14 protein-coding genes are annotated in these 20,327 nt (G+C 48.7%); 4 read left to right on the top strand and 10 right to left on the bottom strand.

The genetic code is table 11. The features are described 5' to 3' along the window. Nucleotides 1–65: 65 nt before the first annotated feature. The 4 genes from BP71_RS01010 to BP71_RS00995 form a co-directional block, all read right to left on the bottom strand. The gene (locus tag BP71_RS01010) at nucleotides 66–812 is read right to left on the bottom strand and encodes a LytR/AlgR family response regulator transcription factor (RefSeq protein ID WP_496375665.1); all 747 of its coding nucleotides are present in this window, start codon (nucleotides 810–812) and stop codon (nucleotides 66–68) included. Then, nucleotides 812–2,428, bottom strand: a complete 1,617-nt coding sequence (locus BP71_RS01005; RefSeq protein WP_496375663.1) for a sensor histidine kinase — start codon at nucleotides 2,426–2,428, stop codon at nucleotides 812–814. The genes BP71_RS01010 and BP71_RS01005 overlap by 1 nt, the downstream gene beginning before the upstream one ends. A gap of 143 nt (nucleotides 2,429–2,571) precedes the next feature. Further along, a complete protein-coding gene (locus BP71_RS01000) occupies nucleotides 2,572–4,002 on the bottom strand; it encodes an MFS transporter (RefSeq protein ID WP_496375661.1) in 1,431 nt (476 codons plus the stop codon). A 36-nt stretch (nucleotides 4,003–4,038) separates the two neighbouring features. Continuing rightward, nucleotides 4,039–5,079 carry a bifunctional transcriptional activator/DNA repair enzyme AdaA gene (locus tag BP71_RS00995; protein ID WP_496375659.1) on the bottom strand — a complete coding sequence of 347 codons (1,041 nt, stop codon included), beginning with the start codon at nucleotides 5,077–5,079 and terminating at the stop codon, nucleotides 4,039–4,041. 233 nt (nucleotides 5,080–5,312) lie between these two features. Here BP71_RS00995 and BP71_RS00990 point away from each other — a divergent pair, with 233 nt between their 5' ends. Continuing rightward, a complete protein-coding gene (locus BP71_RS00990) occupies nucleotides 5,313–8,486 on the top strand; it encodes a ligand-binding sensor domain-containing protein (RefSeq protein ID WP_496375657.1) in 3,174 nt (1,057 codons plus the stop codon). On the opposite strand, the gene BP71_RS00985 is transcribed toward BP71_RS00990, so the two are convergent. Beyond that, complete coding sequence (locus tag BP71_RS00985; RefSeq protein ID WP_496375655.1) at nucleotides 8,464–9,096, bottom strand: response regulator; 633 nt, start codon at nucleotides 9,094–9,096, stop codon at nucleotides 8,464–8,466. The two genes, BP71_RS00990 and BP71_RS00985, sit on opposite strands and share 23 nt — an antisense overlap. Nucleotides 9,097–9,673: 577 nt before the next feature. Next, complete coding sequence (locus tag BP71_RS00980; protein WP_496375653.1) at nucleotides 9,674–10,588, bottom strand: ClpXP adapter SpxH family protein; 915 nt, start codon at nucleotides 10,586–10,588, stop codon at nucleotides 9,674–9,676. A gap of 110 nt (nucleotides 10,589–10,698) precedes the next feature. Here BP71_RS00980 and BP71_RS00975 point away from each other — a divergent pair, with 110 nt between their 5' ends. Continuing rightward, a complete protein-coding gene (locus BP71_RS00975) occupies nucleotides 10,699–11,004 on the top strand; it encodes a winged helix-turn-helix transcriptional regulator (protein WP_496375651.1) in 306 nt (101 codons plus the stop codon). Between the two features lie 99 nt (nucleotides 11,005–11,103). On the opposite strand, the gene BP71_RS00970 is transcribed toward BP71_RS00975, so the two are convergent. The 4 genes from BP71_RS00970 to BP71_RS00955 form a co-directional block, all read right to left on the bottom strand. After that, nucleotides 11,104–12,684: a RagB/SusD family nutrient uptake outer membrane protein gene (locus tag BP71_RS00970; protein ID WP_496375649.1), complete on the bottom strand. Its 1,581-nt coding sequence runs from the start codon at nucleotides 12,682–12,684 to the stop codon at nucleotides 11,104–11,106. A gap of 14 nt (nucleotides 12,685–12,698) precedes the next feature. Further along, nucleotides 12,699–15,977 carry a TonB-dependent receptor gene (locus BP71_RS00965; protein WP_496375647.1) on the bottom strand — a complete coding sequence of 1,093 codons (3,279 nt, stop codon included), beginning with the start codon at nucleotides 15,975–15,977 and terminating at the stop codon, nucleotides 12,699–12,701. A gap of 207 nt (nucleotides 15,978–16,184) precedes the next feature. Beyond that, on the bottom strand, nucleotides 16,185–17,246 hold the full coding sequence (locus BP71_RS00960; RefSeq protein ID WP_496375645.1) for a FecR family protein: 1,062 nt from the start codon (nucleotides 17,244–17,246) through the stop codon (nucleotides 16,185–16,187). Nucleotides 17,247–17,357: 111 nt separating this feature from the next. After that, nucleotides 17,358–17,960, bottom strand: a complete 603-nt coding sequence (locus BP71_RS00955) for an RNA polymerase sigma factor (RefSeq protein WP_496375643.1) — start codon at nucleotides 17,958–17,960, stop codon at nucleotides 17,358–17,360. A gap of 346 nt (nucleotides 17,961–18,306) precedes the next feature. Here BP71_RS00955 and BP71_RS00950 point away from each other — a divergent pair, with 346 nt between their 5' ends. Then, complete coding sequence (locus BP71_RS00950; RefSeq protein WP_496375641.1) at nucleotides 18,307–19,521, top strand: helix-turn-helix domain-containing protein; 1,215 nt, start codon at nucleotides 18,307–18,309, stop codon at nucleotides 19,519–19,521. A gap of 156 nt (nucleotides 19,522–19,677) precedes the next feature. Then, nucleotides 19,678–20,325, top strand: a complete 648-nt coding sequence (locus BP71_RS00945; RefSeq protein WP_496375639.1) for an outer membrane beta-barrel protein — start codon at nucleotides 19,678–19,680, stop codon at nucleotides 20,323–20,325. Nucleotides 20,326–20,327 lie beyond the last annotated feature (2 nt).

The raw sequence follows: 20,327 nt of genomic DNA, 5'->3' as shown, positions 1-20,327 counted from the left end.
GAAGCAAGCGTCAAATGCTTGCTTCTGGTTTTAATGTAGCAGCAGCACACCGAACTTACGATCATTCAAAAGTCCAGGGCCTTTTTTAATTCTTCCTTCTTACCGCGGGAGATAGGCACTTCGGAGCCATTGGATAACAACAAAAAGTCGCCATACTCTTTTTTCCAGCTTTTGATAAAAGCTTTATTGACGAGGTGAGATTGATGACATCGGACAAATCCATAAGGCACCAGCAAATCATTATACAAAAAAATGGGCTTGCAAACGAGCAAAGCTTCTCCGCTGATCAGGTGAAAAGTGGTGTAATTGTTCGCAGACTCGCACCGGACGATTTCGCTGGTCTTCACAAAATGCGTCTCTTTGGCCGTCGATAACGCTATTCGCTGTTCAGCCGGCCTGGAAGAGTCTTTTAAAAAATGCATCAGGTTCCCGAGCAACTGATTTTGCTCTTTGAGAAGATGCTGCCGACGGGCTCTTTCGACAGCATCCTGCAATTCATCGATCGCAACGGGTTTCAACAGGTAGTCAACCGCAGCAAACCGGAGCGCCTGGATGGCATACTGGTCATAGGCGGTTACAAAAATAACTTCAAAATGGTAATCCGGCAGACTGCGCAACCAGTCAAATCCATTTTGCCGGGGCATTTGAATATCCAGAAACACCAGATCAGGCTGATGACCGTACAGCAAGCCGGTTGCCACCCGGGTATCCAGGGCGGTCCCGCAAATCTCCACTTGCGGACAATAGGTTTCAAGCAGGATCCGAAGATTATCCAGGTTAGGTTGTTCGTCATCGATCAACAATGCTTTCATCAAAACCAATGATTAAATGTCAGAATAATTTGAGCGCCTGTCGGCATTGCTTTGTGAATGGCCAGGGTCAGCTGCCATCCGTGATGCAGTTGGTTCAATAGTGCGATGCGATCCGTGGTTAGTTTCAGTCCCATACCGGCGGCCGGCTGCTCGGTTGCCATGCCCTTCCCATTATCGGTGAGCGTCACGATCATCATCTGGTTGGACCGGCTCACCGTCAATTCGATTTTCCCCTTCCCGCCCAATGAAGCCACGCCATGTTTAACCGCATTTTCGACCAGCGGCTGTAAAAGCAAAGCGGGAATGTTGGTTTCGTACGCATTGATAGTCGGATCAACCGAAATGTGGTATTCAAAGCCAAATCTCAGTTTTTCCAACTTCAAATACGTATTTAAAGTCTGAATTTCCTCGTGGAGGGCAATCTCGCTTTTCTGGCTGTGCAGGAGCGATTCCCTGGTTAGCCGGGCAAAATCGGACAGGTAACTATTGGCCCCTTTGATATCCTGCTGATTGATAAGCCCCTGAATCGAGCTCAGCGCATTGAAGATGAAATGCGGATTGAGCTGTGCATAAATTGCCTTCAATTCCAGTTGTAACCTCGTCCTGTTCGTCTCCTCATCCCGGGTTTTCCTTCGCTGCCGGTTCAATAGTATCGACAAAACTAATAAGCCGGCTACCAGAATACCGACTACAATGCGGAACAGCATGGTCCGGTACCAGACCGCAGCAATTTTAAATGGGTATTCTGTGACATGCTGCGGCTGAACCGAATACCGGATTCTGATGACATAACTACCTGGCGGTGAATCCTTGATCCAAACAAAATTACCGTCATACGCATTGGATCGCCAGTCTGCATAAACACGCCCGTCACGGATCAGCTGGTATTCGATCTGATTTTTACTGAACACGCCATTTTGCAATGCAAAGATCAGATTGGTATTGGTGGACGGGACTGTAAAAAGCGACGGGAAACTGCCTACGGATTGTTTATCGGGCAGCCATGAAGATTGTAATTGTCGAAAAAATTCATCTAAGGTTTCGGACGTATAGATGCTCGAAATCTCCGGCTTGACCGGCTCCCAGGCAACCAGCGAAGTGGCCACGATACGGTTGCTCTCCACTTTCCTGACATCCACGATCAGCACGGAGCCCAGCCTGGTTTTATAGCCTCCCAAATAGGCCATTTTCGGAAAACCTGAACTCCTGATCAGTACCGAATCCGTAAATACATGGATTTCATTCCAGGGCACCACAATCCGGTTGCCGGGATATTCTGTAACCCGGAACTGGTATGCGCGGGCATTTTGCGGATTCACTCCGTGCAGAAAGAACTGGGCGCTGGTCGTGTCAAAAGTGGTGCGGGCTATCATTCCGTGCGGTCGTAACCGTCGAAAGTCCGGGTTTTTCTCCAATGTATCCAAATGCCTGCTTTTCCCAACTATTTCCCTGAATGCTTCATTCTCTTTGCGAATGGCCAATATCAGGGCGACGGCGGAAGGAGTTTCCCGGATTCCGACCGGAAAGCTTTGGTAATAGTCGGCCCAATTGATTTGCGCCCGTGCCGGAGTAAATGCCGCGATCGCGGCCCAAAGAAACAAAATTGCGTTTTTCATGTTGTCGAAGTTATAACGACAAAAAAACTGTTTTCGGAAATGCAGTAAAGAAAGGAATGTGAATGCTGCCGGGCCGGCTGTGAATTCCGTTCAACAAGGCATGAACGTGCGCGTCCGGGATAGCGGGTCCGCCGGAAAACGCACTACCCGGGATTGACGAGATCTGCCTCAGGCAAAACGGACCGGCCAGCTCCGCTACCGACCATACACAGCATAACCGCTACCACCAACAAACATCCCATTCCGGCCAGCAATCCGTTTTGTAATGCATATTGATACGCTTCAAAAGAAAACCCGTGAAGGCTGTTGTAGAACACACCGCCGATGAGCCCGATTCCCATAGCGGAGGCTATTTGCTGAAAAGTGGAGAAAATACCGGACGCGATTCCGGCGTCGCGGGTTGGCACATTGTCTAATACCATGTTGAGGAGAAAGGGCAGCACCGCACCATTGCCGAAGCCGTACAGGCCAATGAGCGCAATGACGGTGAAGGTACCCGCCGTCCGATCCAGAAGCAGAACATGGAGGACAAAGGATATCAAAATGAACCCCAGACCCAGCAGCAGGATATTCTTTCCGAATTTTACCAGCAATTTCGAAGCCATGTACGACGACAGCATGAAGAGCATGGCATGCGGCAGGAAGTATATCCCGCAGCGAAGCGGCGAAATACCTTTGCCCGATTGCAGATATACGGCAATCATCAGCAGGTAGGCGGTGTGCAGCATAAAATGGAACAATACAGCCGTCAGACCCACAATGAAACTGCGTTGCCGGAAAATACGCACATCCATCAGCGGTATTTCGTTCCGGTCTGTCTGCCGTTTCTGATGCCGGAAGAAAAATATCAGCAAAATGGCGCCGGCCAGGGCAAGCAGGCTGCTCCATAGAGGCCAACCGGCTTCCCGACCCGCGGTTAATGCGTAAATTAACCCTCCCAGCCCCAGTGTGAGTATACCGGCACCAGGCAGATCAAATTTCGCCGAATCCCGGCGCGGAGTTTCTGTAATATACTTGCGAATCGCCCATAGTGAGGCGAGCCCGACAGGCACATTGATGAAAAAAATCAGCCGCCAACCCGCGACAGCACCATCCATTTCGGCCAGGTATCCCCCAAGGATTTGTCCGATAATAGCCGCGATACTCAGCGTAATGCCATACCAGCCAATTGCCTTCGCCCGTTCCTGCGCCTGCGGAAACAGTTCCTGGATCAGCGACAGCGATTGTGTGACCATCAATGCCGAACTGGCGCCCTGAAAAAAACGGGCGATATTCAATTGTAGCGGAGACGAGGCCAAACCGCAAAAACAGGAAGTGAGGGTAAAGAAGAACATACCCCGGAAAAAGACTTTCTTTCTGCCCAGGAAATCCCCTGCCCTGGCAGCCGGGATCAGGAAACAGGCGCTTCCAAGCAGGTAGCCCGCAATCACCAGCTGTACATCGCTCTGGCTCGCATTTAATTTCAGCTTAATGACCGGAATGGCCATGTTGATGATAAAGATATCGATGACATAGAGCAGCGGTGCTGTCAGGATAACACACAACACCAGCCACCTTGAATAGGCGTTATTCATGGAACTCGGGATTGAAAGACGGACAGGATGGGAAGACTATTTGTGGGTATTTTCCAGGTTAAGCAGCCACTGCTTGCGCCACAAGCCACCGCCATAGCCAGTCAGGCTGCCATCGGTTCCAATTACCCGGTGGCAAGGGACCAGTATGGAGATTTTATTCATGCCGTTCGCATTAGCCACGGCCCGTACTGCCCCGGGACGTGCAATGGCGAGCGCCTGCTGCCGGTAGCTCCTGGTCTCTCCGTAAGGGACTTCCCGTAACGTCTTCCAGACCAGATTCTGGAAATCAGACCCTGGTGTGACCAACGGTACCGTAAAGGATTTTCGTTCGCCGGCGAAATATTCTCCGAGTTGCTGCTCCAATATCAGAAAATGGTCGTTTTTGCCTTGCATGATGGTTGCATTCAATGCTTTGGACAACATTTTGAACTCGGTTTCCAACATCTTCCTGTCCGTGAATTCCAGAAGACAGATGCCTTCCTTCACTGCACAGGCAAACATGGTTCCGAGCGGTGTTTCCAGTCTCCTCAGATCGATTACCTGCTGCGTTTTCCCTTTGGCAGGAGAAAACCCAAAAATGCTTTTGTATGAATCGCTAAAACCACTGAGCGACTCAAATCCCGAGTCAAAAGCCGCAGAAGTTACCGTAGCACCCTGCTGGATATTTTTGAAGGCGGAATTGATTCGGAACATCCGCTGGTATGCCTGAAATGTCATCTGGTGGTTTTTCAGGAACCATCTTCTGACGGCATTCGGTTCGAGTCCCCTGCGCAACAGATCCGCGTCCCTGAACTTAATCGAGGGGTCTTCGAACAACTCGTCCATTAAAAGCCTGATGGCCTCCGGGGTTTGATTGAGATTCTCCAATGGCCTGCAAACCTTGCAAGGCCTGTATCCCTTTGCAAAGGCTTCCTTGGACGAAGTAAAAAACTCGACGTTTTCCTGTTTCGGCTTCCGGGCGCTACAAGTCGGGCGGCAGAAGATGCCCGTTGTTTTCACTGCGGTAAAAAAAACACCTTCGAACCGGGTGTCTTTTTCGATAATGGCCTGATACATCTGATCGGCTGAGAGATTCATGATATTGATTTTAGTGTTGACTGCCCAAAATTACCAACAGTACTCGCGCAGGACAACCGAAAAATTGACAACCATTTTTTGCAATGTACCGGCCCTCGGGGCAGGCTCATCGTTCCGGGCTAAAGGTTGCATCAAACCTCCAATATTAGAGTAGAAGTAATTCTATAAGAACGAAAAATATAGAATAATTTCTAAATTGACACTCCGTTAGTCCGGCATTTGCCTTCTTTAAAATGAGTACACGCATTGTTCTTGCTTTTCTTATCCCATTTTTCATACTGGCGGGAACTCAGCATGTCTGGCCACAAAAAGTAAACCCACATGCTTTACCCGATTTTCATTCAGAGCATTATACCGATGAGGATGGCTTGCCTCAAAACAGCGTATACTCCATAGCGGAGGACGAACTGGGATTCATATGGCTTGCCACGGAGCGGGGCCTGGTCCGGTTTGACGGTAAAAATTTTAAGGTCTTTGACAATTTCGGCAAGACCTTTGAGGCAGCAATTATTCGCTCGTTTCATATTGATCCAAGGCCGCAAGCGACCGGCTTTTTTGCCATGAACCAGGATCAAAACTTCATTCACATTGATCAGGGGCGCGCTGTGATTGACACATCGCTATTCGAAAAGCTAAAAACTCAACCATTTCCCTATCCCAGAAAGGGTACCGGATATGTATCCGAGCGATTGCCAACCCTTGTCTATGGCAACCCGTACCGCAACTTTTATGTCGTCCCCGCCGGTGCGGACCGTTTTTTCGTCTATAATCAACAGACGCTCGATTACTACGATAAAAAAAAGAAAATGGGACGGCTCAATTGGGCCGGCAAGAGCATTTGGCAGTTTTTTCGGCTTAACAATAACTTATATCATTTCGAGAATGGCAAACTAACAAGGTTTCCGGCCGGCCCCGTACCGTTTAGCGCTGAACAGGCGCATATCAAAGGCGAACTGATCGGGAACCCCTTCTACCAACAATCAAAAGATGTAGCGGTTTTTTGGAACAATGCAATGAACCAGACGTTTATCGTGGCCGGCCAATCGCTTTACCATATGAAGCCCGAAGCAAATGGTGACCTTACGTCGGAACTGATCCTGCAAAATTTCAACTTTCAAAAAGAGGAAATCAGAGCAATCTATTATAATCAAAAGACCGGGCGAATTTTTCTGGGCAGTCAGTTAAATGGCCTTTTAGTGTTCACCAAAAACAAATTCCTTTCCTTAGCAAAAAATTTTCCGGGTGCTGACCAGGTTTACTATGGTCAGGCTCCGATGGGTACAAACAGCGTTTTGTCCAGCCAGGGCATTGCCTACTCTATGGACGGGGCCACCGGTAAAGCATCAGCCAGGCAACTGACGCTGGTAACAAACCAAGTGTTCTGGGACAAATCCAGCATCCTGGTCGACGGAGAAGGTTACATTTGGTGCAAGCATCAGAACAAATTGATGGTGATCGAACGGGATGGATCCCGGATGAAGTTTTCCTGGACACTGCCCTCAGAAATCAGCCAGCTCTACCAGGGTGCCGACAAAACCATCTGGATTGCAACCACCTATTCGGGGTTATTCTTTCTGAAAACACCTTTTGCAGATCATAGCAGCCCGGTTTTGTTTTTGAAGGGGCCATTAACCAATATATCATACATCGCCGAACAGCCGTCCGGTACGATTTCGGTCGGCACCGGTCACGGGCTATTTTACATTGCACGAAAAACCAGCTCCGTGTCTAAAATCAAGGGTCTCGAAGGCCTGTACATCCGAAGCCTGCACATATCCCCGGACGGGGCTGAGACCTGGATTACTACCTACAAAAATGGCTTTTATCTGCTCAAAAACAGGAAACTCACCCACTTCCCATTCGACGCAAAGAGCTATCTCGCCAATGCACACTGCATTATTGAAGACAGCAAGGGATTTTTTTGGATTACGACCAACCGAGGATTATTCCAGATTCTGAAGAAAGACCTTTTGGAATATGCGGAAAAGCCCAGAGAGCTATATTATCATCTTTATTCCAAAACCGACGGCTTCAACACCAATGAGTTCAACGGGGGCTGCCAGCCTTGCGCGCTGCGATTGCCCTCAGGATTTGTCTCTCTTCCTTCGATGAACGGCTTGATATGGTTTAAGCCCGAGAGAACAACCGCCGAAGTACCCGATAAAAAAATCCTGATCGATCAGATTGAGATCGACCGGAAGATCGTGCCAGCCGGACAGAAACAGGTCATCTTTCCGCAAAGTCAAAAACAGCTGAAATTACAGTTCAGCACCCCCTTTTTCGGGAACCAGAATAATGTGGAGTTTTCGTATGCACTTGAGGAGAAAGGCAAAACGCCCACTTCATCAGATTGGCTGACGGTGGATGTTACAACAGCGAATACGGCGACAATCACCATTTCGACATTAAGCAAAGGCCGCTATACTTTATACGTCCGAAAAATGAATGGTTTCGGAACAGGCAATTATGGCTTTGAAACCGTCGACATAGATGTTCCTCCGCTTTGGTTTCAGACCTGGTGGTTTTATCTCCTGGCGCTATTCACGTTCATTATTTCCTCTCTGGTATATTCAAAATACAGGATCCGGGCCATTCAACAAAGAAACAGACTGCTGGAACTGCAGGTCGGCGAGCGAACCAGTCAATTGCAGGTCACCCTGCGCGACCTCGAAACATCGCAGAATGAGCTGCTGAGCCAAATGCATCTTCAATCGAGGCTCATGGCCTCGATTGCGCATGACGTGCGGTCGCCTTTGGGAGCGGCCATTATTGTTTCCGATGAAATGCAGAAAATGATCGAGCGGGGGCAGTACGACATGGTGTCTCTTTTTGGCAAAAACATTGCAGATGCGATCAGGCGTGTGAAGGGTTCTTTGGAAGAATTGTTAGCGTACGTTAAAATCCAGGTTTACAAATATGAACCAAAAGCGGAAAAAATTGCCCTGTATGATCTGCTGGAAGAGAATATGCAATTGTATGGGAAAAACACCAGAATCAACGCCAATACATTTCTAAACCTGGTCCCTGTCGACTCTTTCGTTGTGACCAATGCGCAGCTGCTGAAAATAATTGTCCACAATCTCATCGACAATGCCAACAAATTCACCGACAGCGGTTTAATAAAGGCTTACGTTACAAAAGAAGACGATCGATTGCGGCTGATAATCGAAGATTCCGGGCGGGGTATTCCCCGGGAGCTTATCGAATGGTTCAAAACCGGCCCTGCACTGCCGGAGGCGACTTCCCATGGAGGAATCGGACTGGCTATGGTGAAGGAATTGGCTCCCGCAGTAGCCGAAAACATATGGATTGAGCGGCTAAACCAGGGAACACGGGTAACGATCGTCTTCCACGCATTCTCGTCGAACCCGGAAAGCACAGGTGCTACAACGATCCAGGCTCCCTGATTTTTCTAGCCAGATCCACCAAATTGTTTACGCCCATTTTCTCAAAGATGCGGGCCTTGTAGGTACTAACTGTATTGGATTGGATATCCAGCTGAGCAGCAATTTCCTTTACCCACTTTCCGGCGATCAGCAGTTCGGTGATCTCTCGCTCCCGACCTGAAAGGCTATGAGCCCCGAAAGGCTTCTGCGTCTGTTTGCCGAAAGTCACATCGAGTAGTCGCTCCTGTACGGCCTGACTTACATAGCGGCTTTTTTTGACGACGGTCGCGATCGCTTTAATCGTCTCCGCCTTTTCGGCAGTTTTTGGAAGAAAGCCGTTTGCCCCTGCGGAAATGAAGTGCAAAGCGTTTTGTTGTTCATCTGCCGCAGAGCAAATCAGAATCGGGGTTTGCGATTGAAATTGCCTGATGCGCCCTACCATAGCCGCACCCTGGCTGCCGGGTATGTCGATATCGAGCAGTATCAAATCATACTGGCCGCCCTGTATACGGTTCATCGCCTGATCAAAGCTCTCCGCCTCGTCGATGGTCGCCTGATTATAAAGCTCTTGCAGAACAATTTTCATACTCATCCGAACCAGAAAGTGATCTTCAACTATAAGGACGTTCATTACCTGAAAAAAATAAGAATAGTAAAGTCGACAAATAACGCAAATTGTAGTAATAATTCTAATAAATTTTAACTACAAAGCAGCTTTTCTATGCAAACTCAACGGTGCGGGTTTACATACATCGTGACAAATATACTGGTCTTACGGACGAAACGATCATCCGGTTGCTATTCGTTTCAGTGGCGGTTATCCATGCGGGAAAGCAAAAATCCTTGTCTTGTTTACCCGAAACAAAACGAGCGTTACGGGTAAGACGGCCTCAAACCGGATAAAGTTATCTTCGATCGCTCTATCGGACACGCCGCGATTCGCATTGCCGGTTATTACCGATCTGTCGTCATCCGGAAGTTGGCATATCTCAGTAAACCGGTACATGAATTGTCGTATAATATAGAATTTATACTACAAATCAATGCATATGAGCAAGCAAGCCCGGACCGGCGAACCTCAATAAAAAGACCCATGAGATTGCCGGGATGCGGCACGCCTCATGAGCCAAAAAGCAACTTAACTTCTATATAAAATCAGGCACCGGCAATACTGCACCGGTGCTCACCAGCCTGCCCATCACGCAGCGCTACTTCCTCACCCACAGGCTCCCGTTCTTCGTTACCAGTCTGCTTAGATGCCCTGCGTCAGTCAATGTTTGCAGCAACGCCTCGCTTTGGGCCCGTTCCGTTTGGGATAACTCCGAAAATTCACGGGACGTAAGCGTCGGGAATTGCCCGAATAACTTTTCCCATTCGGGGTCGATGGATGTCCGGGCGGCGGCGGGCAGCAGCCCGCGCAAAGTATTTTCATATACCGCATAAGGCTTTGTTCCATACACACGCTCCCGCGTCCCCGCGGCGTCGGTGAAAAACAGTGTAGGAAACCCCCTTACCCCCCACTGCCCGGCCAGGTCCAAATCTTGCCGGAAAAGCTCCGGAGCAGCACCATTGTAATCTTTTTCAAACTGATCGGTATCCAGGCCCGTTTTTCTGGCGGCGGACAACAGGTGCTCCCATTTGGCAATATTCTTTTTTTGCAGGAAAACCATTTCCCGGACTTCCCGGAGAAAGGTCAGCGCCAGCTTCTCTCCCTGCAACTGGGCGGCTTTGAAGGCGATCGAGGGTGGATAAGACGAGTCCAGGGGGTCTTCCAGCCAAACATCGCCGTCGATAGGCATATCGTAATGAAGACTTACTTCGTCCCAGTGGCCCGCAACATCGGACGGCTTGCTGATGCCCCCGCTGTTGTAGCTCCAATCGGGAAGGAGGCCTCCCATGCGGTACTCGATATCGAAATGGTGCCCGTAGTTAAGTTTGAGTTTACGCAACTGCGGCTCGATCCCCCAGCACGAGGAGCAGATCGGATCGGTGAAATAGATGATTTTAAGCGGCTTCTCATGGGTCAGAACGAGGCGGTCTGCTGTTGACGAAGTGTAACCCGGCATTTCACAACTTCCCGATTCAATGTCGCAGAGTAGCGGGTTATTAAATTGATTTTCCATAGATTGAGAATGAAAACGCATTGAATGTTTCCACAAAATTCGCTTTACATTCATCATCAATCAATTAGTCAGATTTTTCTGACTACCCGATGTCAGTTACAGATCACGTCATGATAAACCAGGAAGACCAGCCCAATGAATGCCCGGCCGAAGCCGTTTTGAAACAATTGTCAGGGAAATGGAAAGCACAGATTTTCAGGCTGGCATTGCATAAACCGGTACGTTTCAACGCATTGCTTCGCCAGTTGGACGGGTCCAACAAACAGTCCGTCGCCACCGCATTGAGGGAATTGGAAGAGCAGGAGCTGATCGAAAAAACGATCGTGAAAGAAAAACCGCTGCACATCGAATACAGGTTATCCGACAAGGGAAAAGCGCTTATACCGATATTCAGGCAATTGGAAGGTCTTTCTTAATCCCGGACACAAGCTGTTATTGTGCCTTTTACTTACGAAAAAGGGCGTCCGCTGGAAACAGATCCACGGACGGCCCTTTTTTACTTTCACCTATTTCTGCTAATAACCGGGGTTTTGCGTCATGTTCGGGTTTCCTTCCATTTCCCGGGCCGGAATGGGCCATAGGTAATCTTTCATGGAAAATGTCCGGGTTTCAACATTGACCGGCTTTTTTGTCTTGGGATTAACCGCGCCTTCCACAACACCGTTCATCACTTTTTCGCCGATTTTCCATCTCCTCATATCAAACAGGCGGCTTCCTTCAAAGGCCAGCTCCACGCGGCGTTCACGCTGGTAAAGCTCCCTGATCCTGGTTTCCGAATTATAAACGGCTCCATTCACACTGGGCATTTTTGCCCGGTTCCGGATCTGATTGAGGTATTTGATCACGTCCGGGTCATTCCATTTACCGCTTTCCACCAAAGCTTCCACATACATCAGCAGCAGGTCTGCATAACGGTACACCATGTAATCCAGCGAGCCTCCCTTTCCTTTGTCCGCCAGATCGACATATTTCCGGAGCCAATAACCGGTTTTGGAAGAATAAATGGCGGCCAGCCTGTTGGGGTTGTTGGGTGAATCGTCCCAGGGATCCAGGTTCCCGTAATAGGTCGAGCCCGGATAGGCGATGGTGGCGTCCATCCGGGGATCCCGGTTAGATCTGTAATTGGGATTCTGCTTGTAAATATCCGCACTGTCTGCCCCAAGTTCCGCGAGTGTTTTGCCCTGCCTGGTTTCATAGGCATTCACGAGTGACCCGGTTGGGTTCAGGCAGGCGTTTCCGCCCAGGTAGCCCGGTGCGCTCCGGTAAAAACTGTCGTTGTTTCCCGCTTGTTTGATAAATATCCGCTCCTCATTGACCTGGCCCTCATAATTGAACAGAGTCAGGTAATTCGGATGCAGTTTATAAAGGTTCATGTCGATGACCCGCCTGGCTGCGTCGGCTGCCTCGGCATACTGGCGGTTATTGAGCAATGCCACTGTCTTCATCGTGTAGCAGGCACCTTTCGTGATCCTCTTTACATCGTTGATTGGATAGGTCGCCGGCAGATCCGCGGAGGCGGCATCGAGTTCCGCGACTACAAAGTCTACAATTTCCTGCCTCGAATTCTTTTTCAGGTCCGTTTCGGTAGGAAGTACGACCGTAGTCACGATCGGCACTTCGCCATAATACAAAAACAAATCCAGGTGAAGCCAGGCACGGAGGGCGCGCGCCTCCGCGAAGTACCGCTTTTTTAAACCCGGCTCTATCAACGCTTTTCCGGCATGTTCCAAAAACCGGTTGGCACGTCGTATGGCGATGTAGTTTTCTTCCCAAACCGGCTGTACCGCGTACCAGTCGCCGCCCCGCATTTGCGAATTCGCATTTCCAAGGGCGATGGTATTGACCTCCCCGAAGAAATTGGCATACCAGACTGCATTATCGGTCATGCCCTCGAAAGTGATCCTGGTATTTCTTCTGTACTGAAACTGGCCCGTCGGTACCTGGTCGTAGATCGCGTTGAGCGCTGTATTGATCTCTCCTTCCGTATTCCAGAAATTCTCGTCCGTGGTAGCGGTCGGGTGATCCCTGGTCAGGAATTCATCATTGCAGGAACTCAGGAAAAACAGGGTTGCCAATAAAATATAGGTCCTTCTCATAGTTCAGTTGCGTTTTAGAATTTGACATTCAGTCCAACGGTGAAGACTTTCATCATCGGGTAGTTCGCTTCGCTTCCCCTCGTCTCGGGGTCGAAATATTTCATTTTGCTCAGCGTGATCGCATTCTGGGCATTTACAAATACGCGTAGATTGCTGATCCTCATTTTCCTCACCAACTCCGGCTTGAAGTTGTAACCGAGCTGGATGTACTTCACCCGCAGGAATGCGGCGTTGGTGAGCCAGTAATTGGCTGGCAGAACATTGTTGCCCGGTGCCGGGGCCAGTCTTGGAAACATCGCATCCGGATTTTGCGGGGTCCAGTAGTCGGTCTGAAATTGCATGGGCGTTCCTCCGTCAAAATTGGATGTGACATTCAGTGGCGTCTGGTACCGGCCGGTGTAATAGGCCAGACTTTTGGTAAAGCCATTAACCTGTGTTTCCAGCGAAAACCTTTTGTAGGCAAAATTCAGGTTGGCGAAATAGCTGCCCTGAGGATTGGGATTACCGGATATTACCTTGTCGGCCTTGTCTATGTTTTTATCCCCGTTGATATCGAGGTATTTGATATCACCGATCTGCTGTCCCGGCAAAAGGGTCGCCCCGCCATCAATATCGGCCTGGGTCAGCAAGCCGTCTGTTTTGTACAAATAGTAGCTGTTCACCGGGTAACCGACCTCGTTAATGTCCAGCCCGTTGCCTCCGATATATGGCCCGCCCCGGAGTGACAGGATTTTGTTGGTGTAGTACGAATAGCCGGCACTGGCGCTCATTTCGAAATCCCTGTTAAATGTCCTGGAATAATTAAGCATCAGTTCCCAGCCTTTATTGGATACCGAGCCGGAGTTGATCGGGAGCGTAGCAACACCGGAGGATAGCGACAATGGCGGTGTGAGCAGAATGTTGTCCGTTGTTTTACTGAACCAGTCGATCGTCAGGCCCAGGTTTTGAAATAATCTGATATCGGTGCCGATATCCAGCATTTTGACCGTTTCCCAGGTGATTTCCGGGTTTCCGATCGACGTTTCCGTTCCGTTTCCGCCGTTGATCAGACTTTGGTAGCGGTAGAGCTCATTGACATCATCGTTTCTGCCGTTATTGCCCATCAGGCCGTAGGAAGCCCGCAGTTTGAAGCTGCTGATGAAGTTGAAATTCTTCATAAACTCCTCATTATGAACATTCCACCCTAATGCCACCGAGGGAAATGTCCCCCATTTATGACCTGGGCCAAATTTGGAAGAGCCGTCCGTCCGCACCGTGCTTTCGAGCAGGTATTTATTATTGAAAACATAATTGAACTTGACGAAATAGGACGCCAGGTTCGCCTGGTCAAAATTGGAAATGAAGTTCGCCTCCCGCGAGAGTCCGCCGATCGCGTATACAAAATGCTTTCCGTAGGTCTGAGAAAACTCCAGATTGGAAGACAGGTAGTTGTAGGTGCTTCTGCCCACACTGGAACCTTTGGAATTACCATACGTAAAAACCAGGTTTCCGGTGTAATAATCCAGAAAGTTGTAGGAATTACGGTTGTCCAGGTAGCCATTCGAATTAACGCGGTACAGGTATTGCCCCCTTACTTTCAGTTCCGGGGTAATCTGCCATACCGGCTGAAAATTGATATTGATCTGGTCGGACTTGTTCTGTGCATACCCTCCCCTTTCCAACTCGGCCATCGGGTTCATCATTTCCCCGAAATTTCCGTAGGCCTGGTAACCGTCGTCTTTCAGCGGATATTTGGGGACGATGTTCGGCGGTGTGGTGTAAACCAGGTGCAGGGAATTCCCGAACCTGACCAGTTCCGAGCGGTTTCTGCCCCTGGTAGCCACGAGATCCAACAGCATGGAAACGTTCTTGGTAAGGGTAACCCCGGTGTTTGCTCGAAACGAGAACCTTTCATAATCGCGCTTGAACGTCAGCCCGTCCTGATACAGGTAGTTACCGCTCACGGCAAAACGGGCCAGGTCGTTCCCTCCCGAAATGCTGACGGAATGGCTCTGGATGACCGGATTCTTTTTCAGCATCAGTTCCGACCAGTTTGTGTTCGGATAGCTGACCGGGTCACTGCCTTCGATCGTCTTCTGAATGGTAGTTTCGCTGTAAGGTTCCAGGCCGCCGATGTTGGCATATGCCTCGTTGACCATCGTCATATATTTCGGCGCATCCACGAATTTGGGAAGATAGGTGGCATTCTGGACGCCGCCGTAACCGTCGTAGGTCACTGCAAGCTTGCCTGGAATACCCCTTTTGGTGGTCACCAAAATCACGCCGTTTGCGGCACGTGCACCATAAATGGACGCCGCCGCTGCGTCTTTCAGCACTGTAATGCTTTCGACGGTGGTCGGATCGACGGAATTAATATCGAAAGGAACGCCATCGACGAGGACAAGGGGCGATGAGTTGCCTATGGTCGAAATGCCCCGGATCAGGATATTGGAACGGTCTTCGCCGGCCATACCGCTCCCCTGCATGACAGTAAGCCCCGTCACGCCGCCCTGCAATGCCTGTGACAGCTGGGTGATCGGCTTGTTTGCAACGGCTGCTTTCACATCCAGCTTCCCGATGGCATTGGCCAGGTTACGTGCTTTCTGCTCGGAATAACCCGTAACGACCACCTCGTTCAGGGCGGTGTTTTGCTCGGCCAGGGACACGACCAGGTTTTTCGAACCCGACACTACGATTTCTTTAGCATCCAGACCAATGAACGTAAAGACGAGCACTTCGCCGTTTCTCACCGGGATTTCAAAATTCCCGTTGACGTCTGTAGTGCCCCCGCGCGTGGTGTTTTTGATCTGGACCGTAACTCCCGGCAATGCAACGGGTGGTTCGCGGTTGTCGAAAACCTGGCCTTTGATTACAAAGCTGCTGTCCGGAAGTGATCCCGACAGTTTATGATCTGCCTTGTCCGATGTTTTCGAATCAGGGTTTTTAACAGCACCCCGTTTGAGCAGGATCGTGTTCCGGCTCGATAATTTGTAGGTAATGCCCAGCGGTTCCAGCATGCCTTTCAGAACAGCCTCCAAACGGCTATCGGCATTTTGTACCGAAACTTTCCGGTCGGCATCGATGATCTGGTGACTGTAAACGAACCTTACATTGACCTGCTTTTCAATTTTTTCCAGCACCTGATCCAGGGCCATTCCGGTAACTGTTATCGATATACGTTGATTCAGGATATTCTGTTTGTCGGGAACTTTTGCCTGGGTGGTGCCCATCAGCAGAACGACGAGTATCATTTGCCCGATCGAGGCCGCCACCAGACGAGCCCGAACCATGACGATGTTTCGGCTTTTTTGCATAATTTTGAATTAGGTTTTGTGTTCTTCATATCAGAGTTACAAACCTCCTCCATGGCCATTTTGAAGAATACCCGGTGTAAGAGACCGGATCATGAAGACCGCATTGGAGATGTCAATTGAGCCGGTAATGTTTCAGCATTGCCGGCTTTTTTTGCAGGAGACATTCTACTTCATAGGCATCGCTGAGTTAGGTTGTTTATAAATCGCTTATTTTTCACACCCTTCGGAGTAGACCGAAACCACGCTACCCTGCATGTCAAACCGCGCGTCCAGCACCTCACAGATCATTTGGAGCTTCTCCCGGATGGGTTCATCGCCCAATCTGGCTGTAATGTTACATTTGGAAGTAATCTCCCGGTCGAAACTGATCGTCACCCCATAGGCCTGTTCCAGGGCCTTGAAAACGTCCTTCACCGGACTTTTCTTAAACGCAAAATATTGATACTCAACGGGAAGACCAATCAACACCGGTTCTTTTACATTCCGTGTCGCGAATTCGGCGCTTTCCCGGTTCAGGGTAACCAGCTGGTTCGGATTCAACGCCAGAGGGCGCCCGCCGCTTTCCTTACCCGCGTTGTGTACTGAAATTTCCACCGTACCCGTTTTCACCACCAGTTGCACCTGTTTTTCTTTTTCATTGGCTTTGATGCTGAAACTCGTTCCCGTGACCTTGGTCAGCATTTCACCGGAGTAGATGTAAAAAGGCTGGTCCGTGTTCTTCTGCACCTCAAAAAACGCTTCCCCCAGCATAACCACTTCTCTTCTATCCGCAGAAAATGTCTTCGGATAGCTGATCCGCGCGGCCTTTTTGAGTATCACGGAACTACCATCGGGCAAGGTTACCAGCTTCGCCTTTTCACTGGTATTGATGACCTCGGTAATGGCGACGCCCCCTGCGCGTGTGAGGATGGCATTGTAGGGAGTTGACGAAAGCCGTTTCCAGTAATACCCGCCAAAGCCCAGTGTGAGCAACAGCACCGCGGCAACCTGGAACCACCTTCCGCGCCACCAGGTACGGACCTCTCTTTCGCGCATGGCATGATCCAGCAGTTTAGATTTCCTTGCAGCAAGTTCCTGCGCGGGGACATCATCGAGTTCGCCGCGGACCAGGAGCAGTATTTCCCTGGCCTGTTCTATATTGTCGAGCTGGGAAGGCGTGTTTTCAAGCACCGCATCCCAGAAAGCAGGCTCTTCGCCTTTGTATACCCATTTACGAAAACCAGGATCGTCCACCCAGTCCTTCACCTCAAAGTTCTTATAATTATTCATGGAATTATTTAAAATATCCGCTTCTGGCACGATGAGTGACCACCTGCTTTTCCATACCCATGCTTTGTGAAAAAATTTCGAAAAAAATTCTGATGTCCCCTAATTACGTCGTCAGACCACGAAGTCGATGATCATTGCCAGCAGAATGGTTTTGTAGTTCCAGTACTTCCGTAGTTTCAGCAGGCCATAATGGATGTAGTTGGCGACCGCCTGCCGTTGCAATCCCATGATATGGGCTATTTCTTCATGGGAAAGGTCCTCATAATATTTCAGGTACAAGGCCTCCCGCTGTCTTTTGGGGAGCATTTCCATCCCGTTTACAAGACGACTGCTGTTCAGCGTTTCGGTTTCGTCCGCGATCCAGTGCAATTCCGTGGTAATGTCATTGGAAAACAGCTCTTCATCCTCCGGCAAGCCCGAAAACCTGGATTGCCTTTTGAGCCGGGCAATCAAATTATTTCGCAGGGACTGAAAGAGATAAGGCTTAATCGAAATAATGTGGTCCAGTTTCTCTCTTTTTTCCCAGATTTCCAGGAACAGGTCCTGTATACAATCTTTGATCAGGTCCTTATCCAACGCGAACCGCGTGCCATAATGATACAGTGCATTGAAATGGTGGTCGAACAGGTCACCAAAGGCCGCAACGTCCCCTTCGCAGAACATTGACCATCGTTCGGACACATAGGTATCATGTAAATATGCTGCTTGTTTCACGCAAATCCGGGACAAAACTTCACATCAATCCGCAAAAAATCACTTTGTATTGTACAAATATTTCTAATTATCGGAATGTAAATAAGCAGTTTCACGGTTTCACAACTGTCCTGCGCTGTCTTGCTCTGAGCAAAAAAATCATTTCCGGATCAATCGCGCGCGCCACCCCGCCACCGCACGCCTACCGTCCGGTTCTGAACACGAGGTATGCAAAGTTGCTTTTTTAACAACCCTGGTTTCAGGTCATTATAAAACGGACGGCTATTGGCACATTATTTAACCAACCAGCCTCTGTACGGATCGCAACAAGGATGTAGTTAATTTGCATGTTCCAAAGTGAAACTCTATGGCCAGTGTGTTAATCAATACAGCTACGGTAAGCTGCCTGTTCTTTTTAGCTGTATTGGCTCTATCGAAGAAAAGTCACAATTCCACCGGCTACCGCTTTCTCGCGCTGCTTTTCATTTTTCTCTCCTTTGATTTTATCGATGAAGCACTGGCAGCCAGCGGCTCGTATTCCCGGTATCCTTTGCTGGCAATTCTTTTACAACCCGTTCTCTATGCGTTTGCACCGCTGATTTACTTGTCGGTTGCTTACCTGACCTCGGTATCACCGCGCATATCTGTAAAGACAGTCTATCACTTCATTCCTTACTTCATTATACTCGGATTGTATTTGAAAGCCTACGCTTTTACGGATTACGATAATGAAACGCTGGGTAATATCGCCGCTTCCAATAGCAGTGATCCGCTTGAAATGGTGTTAATATCCCTGTTCTTTATCCAGGTGGTTTTTTATCAATACTACTCCATCAAAACGTTAAACACGCACCGCAGGAAGCTCCCCTTGTTTGTATCAAATTTACCGGATAATGACTACCATTGGTTGTACAATACCATCATCGGTCTCAGCGCATTGTTCGCCGTGTCGTTTGCGGAGGTTATTTTTGATCACGGACAAAGATCCGCATTCTTCCCACTCATCTATCTTTTCGGGTTTTATTACGTAGGCACCCAGGTTGCAAGGCAAAAGGAAGTATTTGGTTTTTCAGAGGGACAAAAAGAGGGCTTTTCCGATTTGCTGAACGATCAGCCGGCTGTGGTCACAAAAGAAGTGTTTTTCGATCTGCCCGACACCAGTACTTCGGTCAATATGGCTGAAAGTGAAAATACTTTACTGGTTAAGAAAAAAACGATCAGCGATGAAAAGCTGGAAGAATACGAGAAAAGGCTTTTAGAAATTATGGAAGTCCGGAAGCCTTACATGGATAGTGAAATTACATTACCCAAACTGGGAAGAATCTTGCTGCTTAACACTTATCAAACTTCCTACCTGATCAATAGCAGCTTTGGCGAGAACTTTTACACCTTCATCAACCGGTACAGGCTGGAAGAATGTAAAAGGATGCTCTCGCACAGCGCATACGACCATATGAGCATCCTGAGCATCGCCTACGAATCGGGGTTTAATTCCAAAACTGCTTTTAATACCGCATTCAAGAAAAATACCGGATGTTCCCCCAGAGCATTTCGTGAGCAAACCGCCAACGGAAATATGTAAACCAGGTTCCGGTTTATCATGTCGTTAATAATCAATCATTTAAAATTTTAACAAACCCAGAAATCGGAACGTTTAGCGTTTTCGGGGCTACTACTTTTGTGCCGTCAATGATCACTCATCTCAGAGTTTCTGTTTGTTACCGTTACATGATTAGCTATGAAAATTATCCGAAAAATCGCGTTCACCCTGCTTCTCTTGCTGTCATGCAGCTTATGTTATTCTCAAAATGAGCTTGCTGTCGGACTAAGGTTTTTACCCTCGGCAACCACATTCCGATATAATACCGGAGTTCCAATTCTGGATTTCCTTAAAACGGCACCTTATGATTTCAGGATACGAACTACACTGGGAGTGGGATTTACTTACAACCCGGTGAAAAAATTAAGCATTGGGGCCGACCTTCTCTATTCACTGCAGGGAGGAGGGTATAAGCAAAGAAAAACAAACCTGGACTATTTGAAATTACCTGTTTGGGTGGGGTACAATTCATCGCCGCACCGAAAGCTGATATTCACCATACAATCCGGTATAGAACTCGGTTATCTGGTCCGGACAAAAGTCAAATATGCCGACAATAAAACGACTGACATTAATGAATATATCAATAAGATAAGCATCGGTATCCCCCTGGCCGTAGGCGTGAAATTCAAAATGCTCCATTCCTATTACGTCTCGACACAGCTCTACCTGTCAACTGACATTCAATCGATATCTAAAACTAACAAGGAGTTCTCTGTTTATAACTACGTATTTCCCGGAATCCGGATTTCCATCGATCGCAACATTAATCGCATTGCAAAATAGAT

Source organism: Dyadobacter ginsengisoli DSM 21015, assembly GCF_059568735.1.
This window is presented reverse-complemented; position numbering and strand designations above follow the sequence as displayed.

Bases quoted from the DNA above. Each gene is read 5' to 3' on its own strand.
- BP71_RS01010 (WP_496375665.1), bottom strand. From the start codon at position 812: ATGAAAGCATTGTTGATCGATGACGAACAACCTAACCTGGATAATCTT.
- BP71_RS01005 (WP_496375663.1), bottom strand. From the start codon at position 2,428: ATGAAAAACGCAATTTTGTTTCTTTGGGCCGCGATCGCGGCATTTACT.
- BP71_RS01000 (WP_496375661.1), bottom strand. From the start codon at position 4,002: ATGAATAACGCCTATTCAAGGTGGCTGGTGTTGTGTGTTATCCTGACA.
- BP71_RS00995 (WP_496375659.1), bottom strand. From the start codon at position 5,079: ATGAATCTCTCAGCCGATCAGATGTATCAGGCCATTATCGAAAAAGAC.
- BP71_RS00990 (WP_496375657.1), top strand. From the start codon at position 5,313: ATGAGTACACGCATTGTTCTTGCTTTTCTTATCCCATTTTTCATACTG.
- BP71_RS00985 (WP_496375655.1), bottom strand. From the start codon at position 9,096: ATGAACGTCCTTATAGTTGAAGATCACTTTCTGGTTCGGATGAGTATG.
- BP71_RS00980 (WP_496375653.1), bottom strand. From the start codon at position 10,588: ATGGAAAATCAATTTAATAACCCGCTACTCTGCGACATTGAATCGGGA.
- BP71_RS00975 (WP_496375651.1), top strand. From the start codon at position 10,699: ATGATAAACCAGGAAGACCAGCCCAATGAATGCCCGGCCGAAGCCGTT.
- BP71_RS00970 (WP_496375649.1), bottom strand. From the start codon at position 12,684: ATGAGAAGGACCTATATTTTATTGGCAACCCTGTTTTTCCTGAGTTCC.
- BP71_RS00965 (WP_496375647.1), bottom strand. From the start codon at position 15,977: ATGCAAAAAAGCCGAAACATCGTCATGGTTCGGGCTCGTCTGGTGGCG.
- BP71_RS00960 (WP_496375645.1), bottom strand. From the start codon at position 17,246: ATGAATAATTATAAGAACTTTGAGGTGAAGGACTGGGTGGACGATCCT.
- BP71_RS00950 (WP_496375641.1), top strand. From the start codon at position 18,307: ATGGCCAGTGTGTTAATCAATACAGCTACGGTAAGCTGCCTGTTCTTT.
- BP71_RS00945 (WP_496375639.1), top strand. From the start codon at position 19,678: ATGAAAATTATCCGAAAAATCGCGTTCACCCTGCTTCTCTTGCTGTCA.